Origin of the sequence: Paraburkholderia dilworthii (assembly GCF_000472525.1) — a bacterium.
In the GTDB taxonomy this organism is placed as follows: domain Bacteria; phylum Pseudomonadota; class Gammaproteobacteria; order Burkholderiales; family Burkholderiaceae; genus Paraburkholderia; species Paraburkholderia dilworthii.
This window is the reverse complement of the sequence record NZ_KI421431.1, coordinates 117,962-135,899: the sequence shown is the minus strand read 5'-3', so window position 1 is coordinate 135,899 and position 17,938 is coordinate 117,962. Positions and strand designations below refer to the sequence as shown.

General features: G+C 63.3%; 18 protein-coding genes. 8 read left to right on the top strand and 10 right to left on the bottom strand.

Annotated features, from left to right (window positions below; all coding sequences use genetic code 11):
* The first annotated feature begins 64 nt into the window (after positions 1-64).
* The gene (locus F759_RS0136290; protein WP_027804041.1) at positions 65-2,539 is read left to right on the top strand and encodes a DUF6600 domain-containing protein; all 2,475 of its coding nucleotides are present in this window, start codon (positions 65-67) and stop codon (positions 2,537-2,539) included.
* 84 nt (positions 2,540-2,623) lie between these two features.
* Here the strand turns inward: F759_RS0136290 and F759_RS0136285 are convergent, their stop codons facing one another.
* Positions 2,624-3,595, bottom strand: coding sequence for a thymidylate synthase (locus tag F759_RS0136285; protein WP_027804040.1), 972 nt, complete (start codon positions 3,593-3,595; stop codon positions 2,624-2,626).
* A gap of 313 nt (positions 3,596-3,908) precedes the next feature.
* The gene (locus tag F759_RS0136280; protein WP_027804039.1) at positions 3,909-5,303 is read right to left on the bottom strand and encodes a sigma-54 dependent transcriptional regulator; all 1,395 of its coding nucleotides are present in this window, start codon (positions 5,301-5,303) and stop codon (positions 3,909-3,911) included.
* A gap of 536 nt (positions 5,304-5,839) precedes the next feature.
* Between F759_RS0136280 and F759_RS39995 the strand changes: the two genes are divergently transcribed.
* Together F759_RS39995 and F759_RS0136270 are read left to right on the top strand one after the other, a co-directional pair.
* Positions 5,840-6,325 (top strand): hypothetical protein, encoded by a 486-nt coding sequence (locus tag F759_RS39995; RefSeq protein ID WP_152530811.1) that lies wholly within the window; start codon positions 5,840-5,842, stop codon positions 6,323-6,325.
* 93 nt (positions 6,326-6,418) lie between these two features.
* Positions 6,419-6,919, top strand: a complete 501-nt coding sequence (locus tag F759_RS0136270; protein WP_027804038.1) for a dihydrofolate reductase — start codon at positions 6,419-6,421, stop codon at positions 6,917-6,919.
* 103 nt (positions 6,920-7,022) lie between these two features.
* Here the strand turns inward: F759_RS0136270 and pmbA are convergent, their stop codons facing one another.
* Positions 7,023-8,393, bottom strand: coding sequence for a metalloprotease PmbA (gene pmbA, locus F759_RS0136265; RefSeq protein ID WP_027804037.1), 1,371 nt, complete (start codon positions 8,391-8,393; stop codon positions 7,023-7,025).
* 267 nt (positions 8,394-8,660) lie between these two features.
* Here pmbA and yjgA point away from each other — a divergent pair, with 267 nt between their 5' ends.
* Both yjgA and mog read left to right on the top strand, forming a co-directional pair.
* Positions 8,661-9,272, top strand: a complete 612-nt coding sequence (yjgA, locus tag F759_RS0136260) for a ribosome biogenesis factor YjgA (protein ID WP_027804036.1) — start codon at positions 8,661-8,663, stop codon at positions 9,270-9,272.
* Positions 9,253-9,909, top strand: a complete 657-nt coding sequence (gene mog / locus F759_RS0136255; protein ID WP_051377607.1) for a molybdopterin adenylyltransferase — start codon at positions 9,253-9,255, stop codon at positions 9,907-9,909. Before yjgA ends, mog begins: the two co-directional genes overlap by 20 nt.
* A 56-nt stretch (positions 9,910-9,965) precedes the next feature.
* Here mog and orn read toward each other — a convergent pair whose 3' ends face one another.
* On the bottom strand, positions 9,966-10,577 hold the full coding sequence (orn, locus tag F759_RS0136250) for an oligoribonuclease (RefSeq protein ID WP_027804034.1): 612 nt from the start codon (positions 10,575-10,577) through the stop codon (positions 9,966-9,968).
* A 143-nt stretch (positions 10,578-10,720) separates the two neighbouring features.
* Between orn and F759_RS0136245 the strand changes: the two genes are divergently transcribed.
* From F759_RS0136245 to F759_RS0136235, 3 genes are read left to right on the top strand one after another with little or no spacing between them, the layout of a single operon-like run.
* Positions 10,721-11,980 (top strand): M48 family metallopeptidase, encoded by a 1,260-nt coding sequence (locus F759_RS0136245; protein ID WP_027804033.1) that lies wholly within the window; start codon positions 10,721-10,723, stop codon positions 11,978-11,980.
* Complete coding sequence (gene rsgA / locus F759_RS0136240; RefSeq protein ID WP_027804032.1) at positions 11,977-12,963, top strand: ribosome small subunit-dependent GTPase A; 987 nt, start codon at positions 11,977-11,979, stop codon at positions 12,961-12,963. Before F759_RS0136245 ends, rsgA begins: the two co-directional genes overlap by 4 nt.
* Position 12,964: 1 nt before the next feature.
* Positions 12,965-13,285: a putative signal transducing protein gene (locus F759_RS0136235; protein WP_027804031.1), complete on the top strand. Its 321-nt coding sequence runs from the start codon at positions 12,965-12,967 to the stop codon at positions 13,283-13,285.
* A gap of 177 nt (positions 13,286-13,462) precedes the next feature.
* Here F759_RS0136235 and F759_RS0136230 read toward each other — a convergent pair whose 3' ends face one another.
* The 6 genes from F759_RS0136230 to rpsP all read right to left on the bottom strand — a co-directional run bounded on the left by F759_RS0136230 (position 13,463) and on the right by rpsP (position 17,800).
* Positions 13,463-14,401 carry a CobD/CbiB family protein gene (locus tag F759_RS0136230; protein WP_027804030.1) on the bottom strand — a complete coding sequence of 313 codons (939 nt, stop codon included), beginning with the start codon at positions 14,399-14,401 and terminating at the stop codon, positions 13,463-13,465.
* A gap of 114 nt (positions 14,402-14,515) precedes the next feature.
* Positions 14,516-15,235: a CoA pyrophosphatase gene (locus F759_RS0136225; protein WP_027804029.1), complete on the bottom strand. Its 720-nt coding sequence runs from the start codon at positions 15,233-15,235 to the stop codon at positions 14,516-14,518.
* 92 nt (positions 15,236-15,327) lie between these two features.
* A complete protein-coding gene (gene rplS, locus F759_RS0136220; RefSeq protein WP_027804028.1) occupies positions 15,328-15,714 on the bottom strand; it encodes a 50S ribosomal protein L19 in 387 nt (128 codons plus the stop codon).
* A 146-nt stretch (positions 15,715-15,860) separates the two neighbouring features.
* Positions 15,861-16,628, bottom strand: a complete 768-nt coding sequence (trmD, locus tag F759_RS0136215) for a tRNA (guanosine(37)-N1)-methyltransferase TrmD (RefSeq protein WP_027804027.1) — start codon at positions 16,626-16,628, stop codon at positions 15,861-15,863.
* A gap of 38 nt (positions 16,629-16,666) precedes the next feature.
* Complete coding sequence (gene rimM / locus F759_RS0136210) at positions 16,667-17,425, bottom strand: ribosome maturation factor RimM (protein ID WP_027804026.1); 759 nt, start codon at positions 17,423-17,425, stop codon at positions 16,667-16,669.
* Positions 17,426-17,545: 120 nt separating this feature from the next.
* Complete coding sequence (rpsP, locus tag F759_RS0136200) at positions 17,546-17,800, bottom strand: 30S ribosomal protein S16 (RefSeq protein WP_025600315.1); 255 nt, start codon at positions 17,798-17,800, stop codon at positions 17,546-17,548.
* Between the last annotated feature and the right edge of the window lie 138 nt (positions 17,801-17,938).

The following is a 17,938-nucleotide window of genomic DNA, read 5'->3' as shown; positions in this document are numbered from 1 at the left end:
ACAAGCGCTGCGGGTACAGTGGTTCACGGATGCTGCGCGTGCATCGTCCGTCGGAGAACGAATCATGAGAATCAGGACCCCACAGCTACCGTCAAGACGTCGCATCGGCTACGCGTTCATCGCCACGGCAGCTTTTGTGCTGGCGACGCAAGTCGCGCTCGCGCAAGAACCCGCTCCCGCGCCGCAAGGCGTCGCGACGGCGAACACCGATCCGCCGGGGCGCGTCGCGCGCCTGAACTATATGGCCGGAACCGTGACCGCGGAGCCTGCGGGCGCCGCCGACTGGTCGTACGCACAGATCAACCGCCCTCTCACGACCGGCGATCAGTTGTGGAACGATCAGAACGCCCGCTCCGAACTGCATATCGGTTCGACGGCCGTGCGCCTCGGGCAATCCACCAGCCTCGATCTGCTCAATCTCGACGACAACGGCGCGCAGTTGAAGGTCGCGCAAGGCACGCTGTCAGCGCACGTCCGGGAATTGCCGCCGGGCTCATCGTACGAAATCGACACGCCGAATCTGGCTCTCGGCCTGAACGGTCCTGGCGATTACCGCGTCGACGTCGCGCCGGACGGCAGCAGCACCACCGTCACGGTTCGCGACGGCAGCGCGACCGCGTATGGCGACGGCGGACAGGTGCCGGTCGCGGCCGGCCAGCAGATCCGTTTTGCCGGCACCAATCTGCAAACGCTCGCCGGCAATGGCGCGCCGGGCCGTGACAGCTTCGATCAATGGGCCGCGAGCCGTGACGCCGCGGAAGACCGCTCAGTGTCGGCGCGGTATGTATCGCGCGAAATCCCGGGTTATCAGGACCTCGACGCCAACGGCACGTGGCGCAGCAGTCCGCAATACGGCGAAGTATGGGTGCCGCGCTCGACGCCTGTCGGCTGGGCGCCGTATCACGACGGCCATTGGGTATGGCAGGCGCCGTGGGGCTGGACCTGGGTCGACGACGCGCCGTGGGGCTTTGCGCCCTACCACTACGGCCGCTGGGCTTACGTCGACGATTCCTGGGCATGGGTGCCGGGCCCGGTCGTGGCCAGCGCGCCGCCCGTCTATGCGCCTGCGCTGGTGGCTTTCGTCGGCGGCAGGGGCGCGGGAGGAGTCGACTGGGGCGTGAACCTGGCGATCGGCGGCGCGGTGGCGGCTGGTGTCGCGTGGTTCCCGCTCGGACCGGGCGAACGGTGGCAGCCGCATTGGGGCGGTCATGATCACTGGAGCCCACGTTACTACGAGCGCGTGAACCAGACGACGGTCATCAACAACTACAACCGCAACGTCACCAACGTCCGCAATACGTACGTCAACTATCGGGCTCCGCGCGCCGTGACGGCAGTGCCGGCGACGGCTTTCGTGCATGGACAGCCCGCGGGACGCTTTGCGCAGAAGGTGGATCCCGCGCAGTGGCGCAACGCGCGGATCAATCCGGGCGCTCCGGGCATCGCACCGGTGCGCGAGAGTTTCGGACCGGGTCAGCGCAACGCCAATTACCGGCCGCCAGCGGGCGTGATCACCCGTCCGGTAGTCGCGACGCGCAGTCCGTCGATGCCGCCCGCTTACCGGGATGGCCTCGCACAGCGGTTCGCGCAAAACGGCGGACGTGTGCCTGGCGCGGGACAGCCGATCGTGCGGGCATCAGTCCCGGCGCGCATGGCTGGCCGGCCCGGTACATTGCCGATGCAGAACGTGCGGGTCGTGCAGTCGCACCTTCCGGGACGAGTGCTTGGAGCGGCCGCGGGAGCACCGGCCCCCCAGCCGGAGCACGGCGGGCGACCCGGGCCGGGCGCTTCGGGCGGTACTTTTTCGGGGAGTGCTCTGAACGGCGGTGCTCTGAATGGCGGGCAACAGCCTGGGCACCGGCCGGGCGAAGCGCCTGTCAGAGGTCAACCGGAGCACGCAGGCGGGCAGCAGGAGCGGCCCGGGATGCCTGGGCAGGCAAACGGACAGCAGCCGGGCGCAGCGGGCGTGTCGTCGAACGGTGTGCCGCGTCCGCCGCAGGCGACCGGCGGCAACACTGGCTTTGCGCAACAACGCGGAATAGCTGCCCGGCAACCTGGCCGGCAGCAAAGCCAGGCAGCTGCCCTGACTGGACGCCATGAGCCCATCTGGACACAACCGCATGAGCCAATGGCAGGTCAAGCACAGCAAAGCCGGCAGCGAGGCGGCGAAGATCCGCGGGCGCCTAGGGGAAACCTCGCGCAGCAGGCTGGCGCTCAGCCGAACGCAGCGACGCACCAAGGCGACCTGCCACGTCCTGCGCAAAATGCGGCGAGTGTGCAGCAGCCACGCGCGGCGCAAGATCAGATGAAGCAGGCACGCGGCCGTGGGGCGGTTGAGCGACCGCAGTCGGAGCCGCGTCAGAAGTCAGATACGCAACCGCAGGCCCAACAGGTGCCTCGTCCCGAGTTTCATCCGCAGCCAGCCCAGCCGCGCCCAGAGCCACGCCAGCAACCGCAGGCCCAACAGCCCCGTCCGCAACCTCAGCCGCAACACGGTGAGCAGCATTCCGGTGGCCACGACGAGCATCACAGGGGTTGAGCGCCCTTCTTCATTGCCACAGCTCCGTATCGGCATAAAAAAAGCCCCCGCGATTTCCACGCGGGGGCTTTTCCTTCAGATGCCTCAAACAGCCATCGGCGCGGTCAGCGGTTCGTGATGCCGATAGCCGACGAGCGAGAAATCCGTCGGCTCGATCTTCTCGAGCCATTCCGGTTCGTACACACCGGTCTTCGCGTAGTCCGGCACCCGGTCGGAAATCGTGAGCGTCGGGCTGTCGTACGGTTCGCGCGTGAGTTGCTGCTTCAGCATGTCAAGCTGGTTCTCGTAGATGTGCGCATCGCCGATGAAATAGGTAAACCAGCGCGGCGTGTAGCCCGTCAAGCGTCCGACCAGGTGCAGTAAGGCCGCGCCTTCGGTCAGATTGAACGGCGTGCCGAGCCCGACATCGTTGCTGCGGATATACAGACAGAGCGAGATTTCGCGCCGCGCGACATTCGGCAGGAACTGATAAAGCAGATGGCACGCCGGCAACGCGATCTGATCCAGCACCGCAGGGTTCCATGCATGAAACAGAATTCGCCGGTCCGACGGGTTCTGCATTATGGTGTCGAGGCACTGGCGCAACTGGTCGATTGCCTTATACAGCAGCACTTTGCGGCTGCCGTTTTCGTCGAATTCGGTGACCGCCCGGAAGCCGCGCGCGGCCGCATCGGCAAGCTGCGCGCTCGCGCTGGCATCGAGCACCTTGTAGGCCGGCCACTGGCGCCACTGCACGCCGTACACGTCGCCCAGATCGTCCGGACCCTCACGGTATGGATTCGCAAGCCATTGCGGACTCTGGTTGGCGTTCGCGTCCCACACCTTGCAGCCGAGGTCGCGGAAATCCGCCGCGCTGCGCGACGCGCGCAGGAAACCGACCAGTTCGCCCACGGCCGACTTGAATGCCAGCTTTTTCGTCGTGACCGCTGGGAAACCCTGCTGGAGATCGAAGCGCAACATGGCGCCCGGCATGCTGATGGTACGGATGCCCGTGCGGTTCTCCTGCCACGTGCCAGTGTCGAGAATCGTGCGGACAAGGTCCAGATATTGTTTCATGCGGGTTCCTTCGACGCGGCGCGAGCCGAAAGCGGTGCGCCGCGAGATTGAGCGGAAAACCCGATTTTACCAAGCGCGGCCGGCTGACGCCGACGCCGACGCCGCGAGCGAGAGATCTATCGAGGGAAAGCGCGGTTATGTGACATGCGCAGCCGTGACCGGCACACGAGCGACATCGATAGCAGCGACTCACAGCAACGACATGCACCGCGGGAACGCGCACAACGCAAAACCGCGCGCCCAACGCCTACGCGTCGGAGCCGCTCCGCCGGCCAGCGCGTGGGCGTTCAGAATCGCGGCGCGCGCCGCCGGATCAAAGATGCGGCACCGATGCCGGCAACGTACCGTGCGGCGACGCAAGCGGTTCGCTTTCCATGTGACGCATGCCGTGCGAGCACAGCAGCCGGTACAGCGTGACGCGGGAAATACCGAGTTCCTGCGCCGCGTCGCCGAGACGCCCGCGGTGACGCAACAGCGCAAGTTCGATCGCCTGACGCTCGGCCGCTTCACGCGCCTGCGCGAGCGAAACCGGTACGATCTCGACATACTCGGCGAGTTCGAGATCGCGCGCGGTGATCGCGCGCCCCTCCGACATGACGATCGCGCGGCGCACGCGATTGATAAGCTCGCGCACGTTGCCCGGCCAGCCGTAGTTGTGCAGCGCCGCGATGGCGTCCGGCGCAAAGCCGCGCAAACGGCGGCTCGCGTCTTTCTTGAAACGTTCCAGCATGTGGCGGGCGAGCAGTTCGATGTCCTTGCCGCGCGCGCGCAGCGGCGGTTCGTCGATTTGCAGCACGCACAGGCGGTGATACAGGTCCGAGCGGAAACGGCCTTCGATCATGGCGGCCGTCATATCGACGTGCGTTGCGGAAATGATCCGCACGTCGACATCGATCGCGCTATGACCGCCCAGCCGTTCGACCTTACGCTCCTGAAGGAAGCGCAGCAGGCTCGCCTGGCTTTCGAGCGGCAGGTCGCCGATTTCGTCGAGGAAAAGCGTGCCGCCGTTGGCCGCTTCCACCCGGCCGATCTTGCGCTGGTTCGCGCCGGTGAAGGCGCCGCGCTCATAGCCGAATAGTTCGGACTGCAGCAAATGCGGCGGGATCGCGCCGCAGTTGATCGGTACGAACGGCGCGTTGCGCCGCGCCGAGCGTTCGTGAATCGCGACCGCCGTCAATTCCTTGCCGGTGCCCGATTCGCCCGAGATAAAGACCGGCGCGTCCGTCATCGCCACTTTGCGGATCGAGCGGAATAGCGCGAGCATCGCGTCGCACGAGCCGACCATTTCGCCTTCGGCACCTTGCGAGGCGTCGTTCGAAGCGGGTTCGCCGAGCGAAATCATGCCGTATGCGTGACCAACGGAATCGACGATCCGGTCACCGGAATAAGGCACGGTCACATAGTCGAAACAATAGTCGCGCACGAGACGGCGCAGCGCCGCGTCCTGAAGTTGCCCGGGCATGGTCGCAGCGACCCAGCCGACGTTCGGCATGGTCAGGCAGGATTCGAAGGCAGCGATTTCATGCGGCTGGAAATGGCTGGAAAGATCGAGCAGGCCACCCGCTGCCGAACCGGCGCGTACGGCCCGGCGCGCGTCGCGCGCCGATCCCACCACTTCCACATGCCAGCCGCGCTGGTGGAAGCGGGTGTTCAGTTCCGCGCTTGGCTCTCGCGAAACGTAAATCAGTTGCCGCGTTGCGGGTTCCATTATTCAGATCCTCTCGTCAACGAACGTTAAGGATGATGCACGCACCTGAACCGCAATTCAGACACGCTGACCCATTCGGGATTCGCAAATAGCAAAAACCGAACGGCCATTCCATTCCGTGCGGACAGCTGATCCCCAGAAAGCGGCGTGTGTGTTTGAGACGGCCCGTTAGCGGGCTTTTTTTAAAATTGAGGCTCTTTCCGAGAGCTTACTATACGCGCGCGGCTTGGAAAACAATTATGCGAATTTAATCCGCCTGCCCTTGTCCAGCAAGGCGCGCGCGTCGATAGATAAGTAATCAACTTACGAATAACGAATTGTGGAAGCGCTTTTCTCATACATAGCGGCGCAGGTAGTTCGTACCGCTGCAATTAACGCTTAATAGGTATTTTCTTCTCGCCGCTTCAGAGCTGAAACGTTTCCAACGCCTTTGTTTAATCCGATTGCGCGATGGGCGAGTTGCAACCCTATGCACCAATGGATTGCGAGCGGTGGCACATGTTTCGCTAATTGCTACGCATGACGGGAGACTCATCATGCGATCAGCTTTATTGCTTGCCGATTCGGTCCGCGTGGCGTTGTACGCGGCATTTTCCTGCGCATCCGTCGTGCTCGCCGCACCCGGCAGACTGGACGCCCGGGAAAGCTTTGCGTTGATGTCCAGCGGACCGGCCGCACGTCTGGTCATCGGCAGCGCCGCGCTCGAGCTGCGCTCACGGACTACCGGCTCTTCCGCGAGCCATTCGCTCGACAGCGCGTCGCGCATTGTCCCCGTCACGGATTTCTCACTCGCCGGCCACACACTCACGCGGCATGGCCGCAGTTCGTTCGGCTTGGTGATGGTAGGCGCGGCGCGCCCATGTGGCATGGTCGGCGCGGCGGCCGCGCCACCGCGACGCCCGCGCGCGAATGGCGCAACCGTCACGTTATGGGATGAAATTGCTCCGCCATTGCCACTGCCGATTCCTGCCGCCGCCGCGCATGCTGGGGAAGGCAGCGCGGCTAACTATCGCCGCGAATAGCCGAGCGTTGCGGCTGAACCGAGCATGTCTGAGCGGCAGCCCGAGCACGCCCGTCAGGTAGAATCGGTCCGGTTACGTTCCCCCTTCCATTCAATGACGACGCTCACCCTGATCGTCGCTCGCGCCAACAATGGCGTGATCGGCCGCGACAACCAGTTGCCCTGGCGACTCCCCGAAGACCTCGCCTTCTTTAAGCGGACGACGATGGGCGCGCCCATCATCATGGGCCGCAAGACGCATGAGTCGATCGGCAGGCCGTTGCCGGGACGCCGCAACATCGTCGTGACACGGGATGCTGCGCGGCGCTTTCAAGGTTGCGACGCAGCCACCACGCTCGCCGAAGCGCTCGAGCTCGCCGCGCAGGACCAGGCGCCGGAAGCGTTCCTGATCGGCGGCGCGCAGCTGTATGTGGAAGGGCTGCGTCTCGCGGACAAACTGATCGTGACCGAGATTTCCGCCGATTTCGAAGGCGATGCGACGTTCCCGGCAGTCGATTCGAACGAATGGGAAGAAGTCGCGCACGAAACGCATCGCGCAGATGCACCGAACGATTTCGACTACGCGTTCGTCACATATAAGCGCAAAAGCCGCTGAGGCGAGCCGCATCAGCGCGGTCAGGCACGTCGCCAGATGCAAAACGCCACGCAAACTTGCGTGGCGTTTTCGTTTGTACCGCTAAAGCGCCGCAAAAAACCGCTCACTGCCCCGCGATCGTCATACGTTCGATCAACACCGAGCCCGTCTGCTTGGTGCCTCGCGTGATCGTATCGGCGCCGATCGCCACAATATGGCGGAACATCTCCTGCAAGGTGCTCGCGACGGTGATCTCCTCGACCGGATACTGGATCTTGCCGTTCTCGACCCAGAAGCCGGACGCGCCGCGCGAATAGTCGCCCGTCACGTAGTTCACGCCCTGCCCCATCAGTTCGGTCAGCAACAGGCCTGTGCCGAGCTTCCTCAGCATCTCCTCGAAGTCGTCTTCCGCGCGCGTGTCCGAACTCCGCAGCGACAGGTTGTGCGACCCGCCCGCATTGCCGGTGGTCTGCATGCCGAGCTTGCGCGCCGAATAGGTGGACAGGAAATAGCCTTCCACGACGCCGTCTTTCACGACCGAGCGCTGCCGCGTGCGCACGCCTTCTTCGTCGAACGGCGCACTGCCCATTGCGCGCGGCACATGCGGATCTTCGACGATCTGCACATGCGGCGCGAACACCGGCTTGCCGAGACTGTCGACGAGGAACGACGTCTTGCGGTACAGCGCGCCGCCGCTGGTGGCCTGCACGAACGCACCGAGCAGACCCGCGGCGAGCGGCGCCTCGAACAGCACCGGCACCTTGCGCGTATCGAGGCCGCGTGCGCCGATGCGCGCGAGCGCGCGTTGCGCCGCGTAACGGCCGACCGCTTCCGGATCGGCCAGTTGCTCGGCGCTGCGGGTGGATGTGTACCAGTCGTCGCGCTGCATGTTGCGGCCGCTGCCGGCAATCGGCGCGCACGCGATGTAATGACGCGAGTACGGATAGCCCGCGAGGAAACCTCGCGACGTGGCGAGCACGAACTGCGAGTGCTGCGCCGACACGCTCGCGCCTTCCGAGTTCTTGATCTGCGGATCGGTTGCGAACGCGGCGTCTTCCGCGCGACGGGCAATTTCCACGGCTTCGTCGGCGGACAGATTCCACGGGTGATAGAGATCGAGATCGCGCGGCTCGGTTTCGAGTAGCTCCGATTCGGCGAGGCCCGCGCAATCGTCTTCCGCCGTGAAGCGGGCAATGTTGTACGCCGCCGCGACCGTGTCCTTCAGCGCTTGCGACGAAAAGTCCGACGTGCTCGCGTTGCCGCGCTTGTTACCGATGAAAACCGTCACGCCGACCATCTTGTCGCGGTTGTGCTCGATCGTCTCGACTTCGCCGCGCCGCACGGAGACGGACAGGCCATCGCCTTCGGAAATTTCGGTTGCCGCGTCGGTGCCCCCGAGCGACTTCGCGTGACGAAGGATGTCCGAGGCGATTTCCTTCAGTTCATCCTGGGTATGCGGAAAAAAGCGCTGCTTGACGTCCATGTCTGCTGCCATTGTCGTTGCCGTCCTGTTCGGGGCCGAGCGGCCCTTGGGTGTTCGCACATGCCGCGCGACTTGCGTGCGCCTCGTGAGCTGCTCGTACGCGCGTCAGTGCCAGTGTCAGTCTGCATTTGTTGTGCGTTCGAGTGCACTCACGCATCCCGCGATCATAGCAAGCTAAGCGCTGGCGTACCTGGCATTCGCTGCCCGCTTTGCGCGCGGTCCGCTGCCGTGCACGGCGGCGCAACCGGTTCGCCGGGCCCGGCACGCTACAATATCGGCATGACACGCAAAACCCGCATTCAACCCATCGAATCCGCCGAGCCGGAAGTCGACGAAAACGGCTACGACCGTCCCAGCAAGTCCCAGCTCAAGCGCGAAATGCACGAGTTGCAGGAGCTGGGCTCGGCGCTGATCGCACTGCCGAAAGACGCGCTCAAGCGTATGCCGATGCCGGAAAAACTCGACGACGCCGTGCGCGAGGCACGCCGCATCACTGACCACGAAGGCAAGCGCCGTCAGGTGCAATACGTTGGCCGCGTGATGCGCTCGCTGCTAGACGAAGAAACCGCCGCGCTGCGCACCGCGCTCGACACGTATAACGGTGTCAATAAGGCAGAAACGGCCAAGCTGCACTGGATCGAGCGCACTCGCGAAAAACTGCTCGCCGACGACGCCGCGCTGACGGATTTCATCCGCCAGCATCCGAACGCCGATCCGCAGCAAGGCCGCACGCTAATCCGCAACGCCCGCAAGGAAGCGGAGCAGAACAAGCCGCCGCGCTATTTCCGGGAGTTGTTCCAGTGGATCAAGAACGCGGACGGACCCGCAGCCGCGACCGATTCCGATGCCGACGACGCCCTGGAAGACGACGATGACGACCGCGACGCCTGACTCCACGCTCAAGCTCAAGCGCAATCACCCGGACGAGATTCTGATCGGCCTCGTGTCGATCAGCGACCGCGCATCCACCGGCGTCTACGAGGACAAAGGCATTCCGGCCTTGCAGGAGTGGCTCGGCGCGGCCCTGAGTTCGCCGTGGCAAGTGGTCACGCGCCTCATTCAGGACGACGCGCCAACCATCTCCGCAACGCTCACGGAACTCGTCGATGAAGTCGGCTGCGATCTTGTGCTGACCACGGGCGGCACCGGCCCGTCGCGCCGCGACGTGACGCCGGAGGCTACGCTCGCAGTCGCCACGAAGGAAATGCCGGGCTTCGGCGAACAGATGCGGCAGATCAGCCTCCATTTCGTGCCGACCGCGATTCTGTCACGCCAGGTCGCGGTGATCCGCGAAACGGCGGATCACGCGGCGCTGATCATCAATCTGCCCGGTCAGCCGAAGTCGATCAAGGAAACACTGGAGGGCTTGCGCGATGCCGAAGCCGGCGGCGCGGTGAAGGTGCCGGGCATTTTCGCGGCGGTGCCGTACTGCATCGATCTGATCGGCGGGCCGTATGTGGAGACCAACGCCGAAGTGGTGAAGGCGTTCCGCCCAAAGAGCGCGGTGCGCGCGCCCCGGACGGACTGAGTTATTGCGCGCTTGTTGCGGGCTTGTTACGCGCCTATTACGTGCTTATTGTCTGCTTATTCCGCGTTCATGGAAGCGTCGGGCGTGGGCGGAATCAAAAAATGCTCGCGGTAGTACTTGAGTTCGTCAATCGACTCGTGGATGTCGGCCAGCGCCGTGTGCAGCGCGCGCTTCTGAAAACCCTTGTAGATGACCGGCTGCCAGCGGCGGCACAACTCCTTGAGCGTGCTGACGTCGAGGTTGCGGTAATGGAAGAAGCTCTCCAGTTTCGGCATCCAGCGCGCCATGAAGCGGCGGTCCTGGCAGATCGAGTTGCCGCACATCGGCGATTTGCCGGGCGGCACATAAGCGCTGAGGAATTCGCGGATCTGCTCGGTGGCATCGGCTTCGCTCACCGTGGAAGCTTTCACCCGGTCGATCAGTCCTGACCGGCCGTGAGTGTTCTGATTCCACTGGTCCATTTTCGCGAGCGTCTCGTCGCTCTGATGAATCGCGAGAACCGGGCCTTCGACCATTCTGTCGAGCGTCGAATTCGTCACCACTACCGCGATTTCGATGATGCGGTCCGAGTCGGGGTCGAGCCCGGTCATTTCCATGTCCAGCCAGATGAGATTCATGTCGCTGCGCACGAGCGGCAGCTGTTTGGCGGATTCGAGGATGTCAGTCATGAAGGCAGCCCTGATGGCCGGGCAGGAAGCTTGCGGGAAGCCCCGTTGCTGCGGCGGTTGTTCGTTTGAGATGGTTTGAGCATGTCCCGCTGCGAGGCGGGAAGAAACATATAATTCTCGCATAGATACCACGGAATCCACGGATGCCTACCCTGTACTTCACCGTCCTGTTCGTCGTCGCCGTCGTGGCGATGGTCGGCACCAAGCTGTGGCTCGCGTCGCGGCAGATCCGCTTCGTCGCTCGTCATCGCGAGCAGGTGCCGAGCCAGTTTGCCGGCACCATCGCGCTGACTGCGCACCAGCGCGCCGCCGACTACACCGTCGAGCGTACGCGTCTCACGATGATCGAGATCGTCGTCGGCGCCGCGGTGCTGATCGGCCTCACGCTGCTCGGCGGCGTGCAGGCGCTCGACCTCGCAATCACGGACTGGCTGGGCCGCGGCTACGTCGGGCAGATCGCACTCGTCGCCGCCGTGATCGCGATTACGAGTGCAATCGATCTGCCGTTCGATTACTACCGGCAATTCGTGATCGAGCAACGCTTCGGCTTTAACCGGATGAGCAAGCGCATTTTCATCGTCGACCGGTTGAAGGGCGTGTTGCTCGGCGCCGCGTTTGGCCTGCCGCTGCTCTTCGTCGTGCTGTGGCTGATGAACCAGGCCGGCAACTTCTGGTGGCTGTGGACGTGGATTGTCTGGGTCGTCTTTCAGATGCTCGTGTTGGTCCTCTATCCGTCGTTTATCGCACCGCTTTTCAACAAGTTCGAACCGCTCAAGGACGAAGCGCTGAAAAGCCGCATCGAGGCGCTGATGAAACGCTGCGGCTTCGCGGCCAAGGGCCTCTTCGTGATGGACGGCAGCCGCCGCTCCGCACACGGCAATGCGTACTTCACCGGCTTCGGCGCGGCCAAGCGGATCGTGTTTTTCGATACACTGCTCGCGCGTCTGTCGGGCAGCGAGATCGAAGCCGTGCTCGCGCATGAGCTCGGCCACTTCAAGCGCCGTCACGTGATCAAGCGGATGCTCGTGACCTTCGCGATCAGCCTCGCGATGCTCGCGCTGCTCGGCTGGCTCTCGCAATGTGTCTGGTTCTATGAAGGGCTCGGCGTGCGCCCGTCGCTCGTCGGCGGCAATAGCGGGCTTGCGCTCGTGCTGTTCTTCCTCGCGTTGCCGGTGTTTGTGTTCTTCGTGACGCCCCTTGGCAGCCTGACTTCGCGCAAACACGAGTTCGAGGCCGATGCATTCGCCGCCACGCAAACCGACGCGCAAGACCTCGTCAACGCGCTCGTCAAGCTGTACGAAGACAATGCGTCCACGCTGACGCCTGATCCGCTCTACACCGCGTTCTACTACTCGCATCCGCCGGCGTCGCAGCGGATCGACCGACTGTTGCGGCACGCATGAGCGGCCGCTCCCCGAAAGCACCGCGCGCCACCTCCAGCACGCGCGTAGGCGGCCTCGTCGTGGCCGCGCATGGCCGCCATTATCTGGTCGCGCCCGAAGACGGCGGACCGATGCTGCAATGCTTTCCGCGCGGCAAGCGCAGCGAAGTAGCGGTCGGCGATCGCGTGATTTATGAGCCGACTTCCGCGGACCAAGGCGTGATCGTCGAGATCGGCGAGCGGCGCAATCTGCTCTATCGCTCCGACCAGTACAAGTCGAAGCTGTTCGCCGCGAATCTCGACCAGTTGCTGATCGTGCTCGCGACCGAACCGCATTTCAGCGAGGACCTGCTTGGGCGTGCGCTCGTCGCCGCCGAAGCCAACGAGCTGAAACCGTTGATCGTGCTGAACAAGATCGACGTGACCGATGAGCTCCAAGGCGCGCGCAAACGGCTGGAGCCCTATCGCGCGCTCGGCTATACGGTCGTGGAGGTGTCGATCAAGGCGCAGCCCGAGGCGGCCCGCACGGCGTTGATCGAGCACTTGCGCGGTCACTCGACGCTCTTGCTCGGCCAATCCGGCATGGGCAAATCCACGCTTGTGAATCTGCTGATTCCCAATGCGGAGGTCGCCACTCGGGAGATTTCAACTGCGTTGAACAGCGGCCGCCATACTACGACGTTCACGCGTCTTTATCCGCTGCCGGATTTCGCCCGCAATGACACCGGCAGCGACGTGCAGCACGGCGCGGATGGCGAAGCGGGCGCGCTGATCGACTCACCGGGCTTCCAGGAGTTCGGCCTGCATCATTTGACCGAAGGGCGGCTGGAACGCGCGTTTCCCGAATTCCGTCCGCTGCTGGCGAACTGCCGCTTCTACAATTGCCATCACCTGCACGAGCCGGGCTGCGCAATCCTTGAAGCCGTCGCCGATGGCCGCATTCGCCGCGAACGGCATGCGCTGTACGCGCAACTCGTGCACGAAGCCAGCCAGATCGTGCGCTGACATGAAACTGATGCGCGCGCCGAACCTCATCATCGGACAGCACTGGGTCAATGTGCTGGCGGCGGCGGGCATCCCGTGCGAGCTGCATAACCGCTATCTGAACGGCGCGCTCGGCGATATTCCCGCCGATCAATGCGCGCCTGAACTCTGGCTCGTGGATGACCGCGACGAGGCGGTGGCGCGGCGCTTGATCGATGCCGCGTCGCAAGGTCCGGCAGCCGGTTCGCCTGGCTGGCAATGCCGTCAGTGCGGCGAGAGGCTGGAGGCGCAATTCACCGTGTGCTGGCAGTGCGGCACTGTGCGCGATCCTATGGATGGATGAAGGCGGCCCGAGCGTTGTGAATATGAACTGACGCGCTTCGAGTGATGCCGTCCAGACTGACGCCATATGGTCACAACGCGCTGCCGGGCAGGCACGAGATCAGAAAGCGCCAGCAAGCCGCATAGAGCAAAAAAGCCGGGGCAATCCCGGCTTTTTGCGTCCTGCATGCGCGTGAGCTTATGCTAGCCACACGGCGATCGTCAGCATGAGTAACAGAATCATCCACAGCACGACCGCGCGCCAAACCAGCCCGACCGCCGATTGCAGCGTGCGCGGCGTGCAGTCGTCACCCACTTGCATCGGACCGCCGTCGCCGGTGGCGAGTGCGTCGAGACTCGACGGCTCCGCAAGCGGCCCACTCAGACGCGCGCCGAGCGCGCCGCTGCCGGCCGCCAGCAATACGCCGTCATTCGCGTCCGGCCACTGCCGCGCATGGTTACGCCATGCATAAATCGCGTCTTCGAAATTGCCGACGATCGCAAAGCCGAGCGACGTAAGCCGCGCCGGCACCCAGTCGATCACGAAGAACGCGCGCTGCGCGAAACTCGAAAACGCAATGGTACGGTCGTCGACCGGCCGCGCCCACGTGCGCGACAGATATTCTGCTATCCGATACAGCACGGCGCCCGCCGGCCCCACCGGAATCAGAAACCAGAAGAACACGCCAAAAACGTGTCGATGCGACGCGACGACCGCGTGAATCAGCGTATGGCGCACGATCTCGCTCACCGGCATGTCGATGGTCTCGAGCCCGGTCCACTCATTGAGGATTTCGCGGGCGCGCGGCACATCGTCATTATTGAGTGCGAGATGAATGTCCGTAAAGTAATGGCTGAACTGGCGAAAGCCTAGCGTGAAGTACAGCACCGCGACGTTCCACAGGAACGCGAGTGCAAAGTGAATGTTGTACAGAACGTAGTAGACGAGCGCGACGGCCAGCGTCCACGGCACCACTACGACGAGCCATGCAAGCAGGCCGTGCCTGGGCTTGCCCGCATCGAATCCGTGCGCCGCCGACTTCGCATGGTATTGAAGCAGCGCGGATACCGGATTATTCGGCGACAGCGCGCGCACCTGTTCAATGATCAGAGCCAGCAATACGGAAAAAAAAGTCATGCGATGCGCCGTGCTTTTCGAGTTTTACGATTGTTTCGTAACGATAGCACAGGGTCGGATGCCGCTGAGCGGGCACGTTGCCAAACACTCAACGACCGCACGCGGAACCTCGCCTCAAGCTGCCAGAAAGCGATAGAAATTGCGCAGCATCGCGGCCGTCGCGCCCCAGATGAAATAGTGATTGCCCGTGCCGCTGACGCCTTTTTCGGCGGCTTCGAGCGACGCGCCGCGCGGATACGGCATCGCGAAGAAGCGGCGCTCGCCGCCCTCATAGCGGAATACTCGCTCTTCGTGATGCGCCGGGTTCATCAGAAAAGCGAGCGGCACTTCGAAGACTTCCGCGACTTCAAGCGCGTCCGCTTTCAACGCGAACGGCGGATGCACGAGGCCGATTACGGGCGTCACGCGAAAGCCGGTGCCCGTCAGATAATCGGGCAGCGCGCCCAGCACTTCGACGCGCGACGGTGCAAGGCCGACCTCCTCTTGCGCTTCGCGCAAGGCGGTGGCTGTGGCGTCGGCATCGAAGGGTTCCTGCCGGCCACCGGGGAAACTGACTTGGCCCGCATGGTCGTTGAGATGATCGGCACGCTGCGTCAGCAACACCGTCAGGCCATTCGCGCGGATCACGAGCGGCACCAATACGGAGGCGACACGCGGGTCGGCGTGAGTATCGCGCCACGGTGCCTCGACGATCGGCTCAGGTGTCCAGCAAAGATGCTGCTTGAAACGGCGGCGCAGACCATCGGGCGTAAGACGCTCCGGGGCCACGGGCGGCAAGTGGGCGCCCGTCGCTTCGACGGGCAGAGCTTCAGGTTCAAAGACGGGGCGGATCAACGGATGTCTCGAATAAGCGCGCAGACGCGATGCCGCTATTTTGACCTGGCAAACAAAAAAGCACCCGCGAGGGGTGCTTTTCCTTACAGCTTTTACGCCTGGGAAGCAGCGCGGTCTTTCGTGACCAGCTTTTCCTTGATTCGAGCCGACTTGCCCGAACGGTCGCGCAGATAGTACAGCTTCGCACGACGCACATCGCCACGACGCTTAACGACGATGCTTGCCAGCAGCGGCGAGTACGTCTGGAACGTACGCTCGACGCCTTCGCCCGACGAAATCTTGCGGACGATGAACGACGAATTCAAACCACGGTTACGCTTGGCGATAACCACGCCTTCGTAAGCCTGAACACGCTTACGCGTACCTTCAACCACGTTCACGCTGACAACCACCGTATCGCCCGGAGCGAAATCGGGGATGGTCTTTTCGCCGAGGGCGCGCGCAATTTCTTCCTGCTCGAGTTTTGCAATCAGATTCATCACTGACTCCTAAGTCCATCTTGTCGGCGTTCGTACCTGCCTCGCATAAAAATGCCCGGCTACGGCCCCGATAGAGGATGGGTTCACATCAGGCGCCGTACACGCATGTGCGGCGCCGCCTCTTGTCCGCTCGAAAGACCGGGGCTTTACGCCTTCGGCTCTTCCTTCGCGAGACTTGCAAGCCATGCCTCGTCGGCACGGCTCAACATCTTGTTCTTTCTGGCCTTCACGATCAGGTCTGGCCGCTTGTGCAACGTATTCCGCAAGGCCTCGCGCCGACGCCACGCTTCAATCTCCGCATGATGGCCGCCGAGCAGCACATCCGGCACGCGTACGCCGTGATATTCCTCGGGCCGCGTGTAGTGCGGACAGTCGAGCAGCACGTCCACAAAACTGTCCTGTACCGCCGACTGCGAATCGTTGAGCACGCCCGGCAACTGGCGCACAACTGCATCCATCAAGGCCATTGCCGGCAACTCGCCGCCCGACAGCACGAAGTCGCCAAGACTCACTTCTTCGTCGACAACACGATCTAGCAAACGCTGGTCGATTGCCTCATAGCGACCGCACAACAGAATCAGGCCGGGCTGCGCGGCGAACTTCATGACACGCTCGTGATTCAACGTGGCGCCTTGCGGCGACATCATCACGACGCGCGACGCGCCGATGCCCTGCTCCGCCTGCGCCGCTTTCGCCGCGCCGATTGCATCTTCCAGCGGCTTGGCCAGCATCACCATGCCGGGGCCGCCGCCGTATGGGCGATCGTCGATTGTGCGGTAGTTGTCGGTTGTGAAATCACGCGGATTCCACGTGCGCAACCCATAGCGCTCCTGCTTTGCCGCCCGGCTGGTAATGCCCCAGTCGGTCAGCGCGCGAAACATTTCGGGAAAGAGCGTGACGACATCGAACTGCATCGCTCTCTCCGTTTTAGCGAACTCGATTTGCTGGACTATCAGTAATCGGCTTCCCAGTCGACGATGATCTGCTTCGCCGCCTGGTCCACCGTTTTGACGAATACACCGACGAACGGGATCAAACGCTCCGCGGTGACCGGCTTGCCGGTTTTGTCGGCTTCCGGATATTCGATGCGCAACACCGAGTGCGCACCGTTGTCGATCATGTCTGCCACCTTGCCGAGATTCACGCCGGCAAGGTTCACCACGTCTAGGCCGAGCAGGTCGACCCAGTAGAATTCGTCGGCTGCGAGCGCCGGAAATTCGCTGCGGCTGATATAGACGCGAGAGCCGCGCAATGCTAACGCCGCATCGCGGTCAATGACGCCGCCCAGATGGGCCACCACACTGTCGCTATGCGTTTTCGCCTGCAATGACGGCGCCGACTTGCGCTCGCTGCCTTTCATCAGCCACCAGCGCTTTGCACTCAGCAAGGCGTCGCCGCCGTGGCCGGCATCCGCATGAGCGGCTACCTTGACCCAGCCTTTGAGGCCGTAAGCGTCGACGATTGCGCCAACCTCGACCGCATCGGCCGGCCAGCTCTCCGCCGTTTCCACGCGCATTGCTGCTGCCTGGGAACCGGCGTTTGCAACATTGGCTTTCGCCTTGCCTTCGGCTCGCTCGACCGGCTTGCGGACGAATGCACCGAATGGCGCCTGATCAGACGTCTTCGCGCGCGAGCTCCCGTCTTTAGGCAGCTCTTTTACCGGCTCTTTTGCCTCGACGCGACCTGAACTGCCGGAATCACGCTCGGACATAATTGAACCTCGCTACGAACTTTGACGCCTGCTTCGGCAAAACATCTTGCGCATCGGACTGCTCGCGCAGGCTGCGCGAGCCGCCGGTCAAACCGACGACGATACGCATGCGAGCCACCATTAAGCAGCCGGCTGCGCCTTTTGCGCTTCTTTCACGAGACGCTCGACGGTCGGCGACAGTTGTGCGCCAACGCCTTGCCAATACGTCAGGCGGTCTTGAGCGATACGCAGAGCTTCGCCTTTCGTAGCGACCGGGTTGTAAAAGCCAACGCGCTCGATGAAGCGGCCGTCACGACGGTTACGCGAGTCGGTTGCGACGATGTTGTAGAACGGGCGCTTCTTGGAGCCGCCACGAGCCAAGCGGATGATGACCATACTAGAATCCTTGAAAACCGGGGTTCGGAACGACTGAAACACGCGATTATAGCGGGAAACTGACGCCATAACAAACACTTACCGGGATAAACTGAGCAGCGAGGTTGCGCCGCCGGCACAAGGCGGGCGTGTCACCTC

Bases quoted from the DNA above. Each gene is read 5' to 3' on its own strand.
- F759_RS0136270 (WP_027804038.1), top strand. From the start codon at position 6,419: ATGACGACGCTCACCCTGATCGTCGCTCGCGCCAACAATGGCGTGATC.
- F759_RS0136290 (WP_027804041.1), top strand. From the start codon at position 65: ATGAGAATCAGGACCCCACAGCTACCGTCAAGACGTCGCATCGGCTAC.
- pmbA (WP_027804037.1), bottom strand. From the start codon at position 8,393: ATGGCAGCAGACATGGACGTCAAGCAGCGCTTTTTTCCGCATACCCAG.
- rplS (WP_027804028.1), bottom strand. From the start codon at position 15,714: ATGAATCTGATTGCAAAACTCGAGCAGGAAGAAATTGCGCGCGCCCTC.
- F759_RS0136235 (WP_027804031.1), top strand. From the start codon at position 12,965: ATGAAACTGATGCGCGCGCCGAACCTCATCATCGGACAGCACTGGGTC.
- F759_RS39995 (WP_152530811.1), top strand. From the start codon at position 5,840: ATGCGATCAGCTTTATTGCTTGCCGATTCGGTCCGCGTGGCGTTGTAC.
- mog (WP_051377607.1), top strand. From the start codon at position 9,253: ATGACGACCGCGACGCCTGACTCCACGCTCAAGCTCAAGCGCAATCAC.
- rsgA (WP_027804032.1), top strand. From the start codon at position 11,977: ATGAGCGGCCGCTCCCCGAAAGCACCGCGCGCCACCTCCAGCACGCGC.
- F759_RS0136230 (WP_027804030.1), bottom strand. From the start codon at position 14,401: ATGACTTTTTTTTCCGTATTGCTGGCTCTGATCATTGAACAGGTGCGC.
- trmD (WP_027804027.1), bottom strand. From the start codon at position 16,628: ATGCAGTTCGATGTCGTCACGCTCTTTCCCGAAATGTTTCGCGCGCTG.
- F759_RS0136285 (WP_027804040.1), bottom strand. From the start codon at position 3,595: ATGAAACAATATCTGGACCTTGTCCGCACGATTCTCGACACTGGCACG.
- rpsP (WP_025600315.1), bottom strand. From the start codon at position 17,800: ATGGTCATCATCCGCTTGGCTCGTGGCGGCTCCAAGAAGCGCCCGTTC.
- orn (WP_027804034.1), bottom strand. From the start codon at position 10,577: ATGACTGACATCCTCGAATCCGCCAAACAGCTGCCGCTCGTGCGCAGC.
- rimM (WP_027804026.1), bottom strand. From the start codon at position 17,425: ATGTCCGAGCGTGATTCCGGCAGTTCAGGTCGCGTCGAGGCAAAAGAG.
- yjgA (WP_027804036.1), top strand. From the start codon at position 8,661: ATGACACGCAAAACCCGCATTCAACCCATCGAATCCGCCGAGCCGGAA.
- F759_RS0136280 (WP_027804039.1), bottom strand. From the start codon at position 5,303: ATGGAACCCGCAACGCGGCAACTGATTTACGTTTCGCGAGAGCCAAGC.
- F759_RS0136245 (WP_027804033.1), top strand. From the start codon at position 10,721: ATGCCTACCCTGTACTTCACCGTCCTGTTCGTCGTCGCCGTCGTGGCG.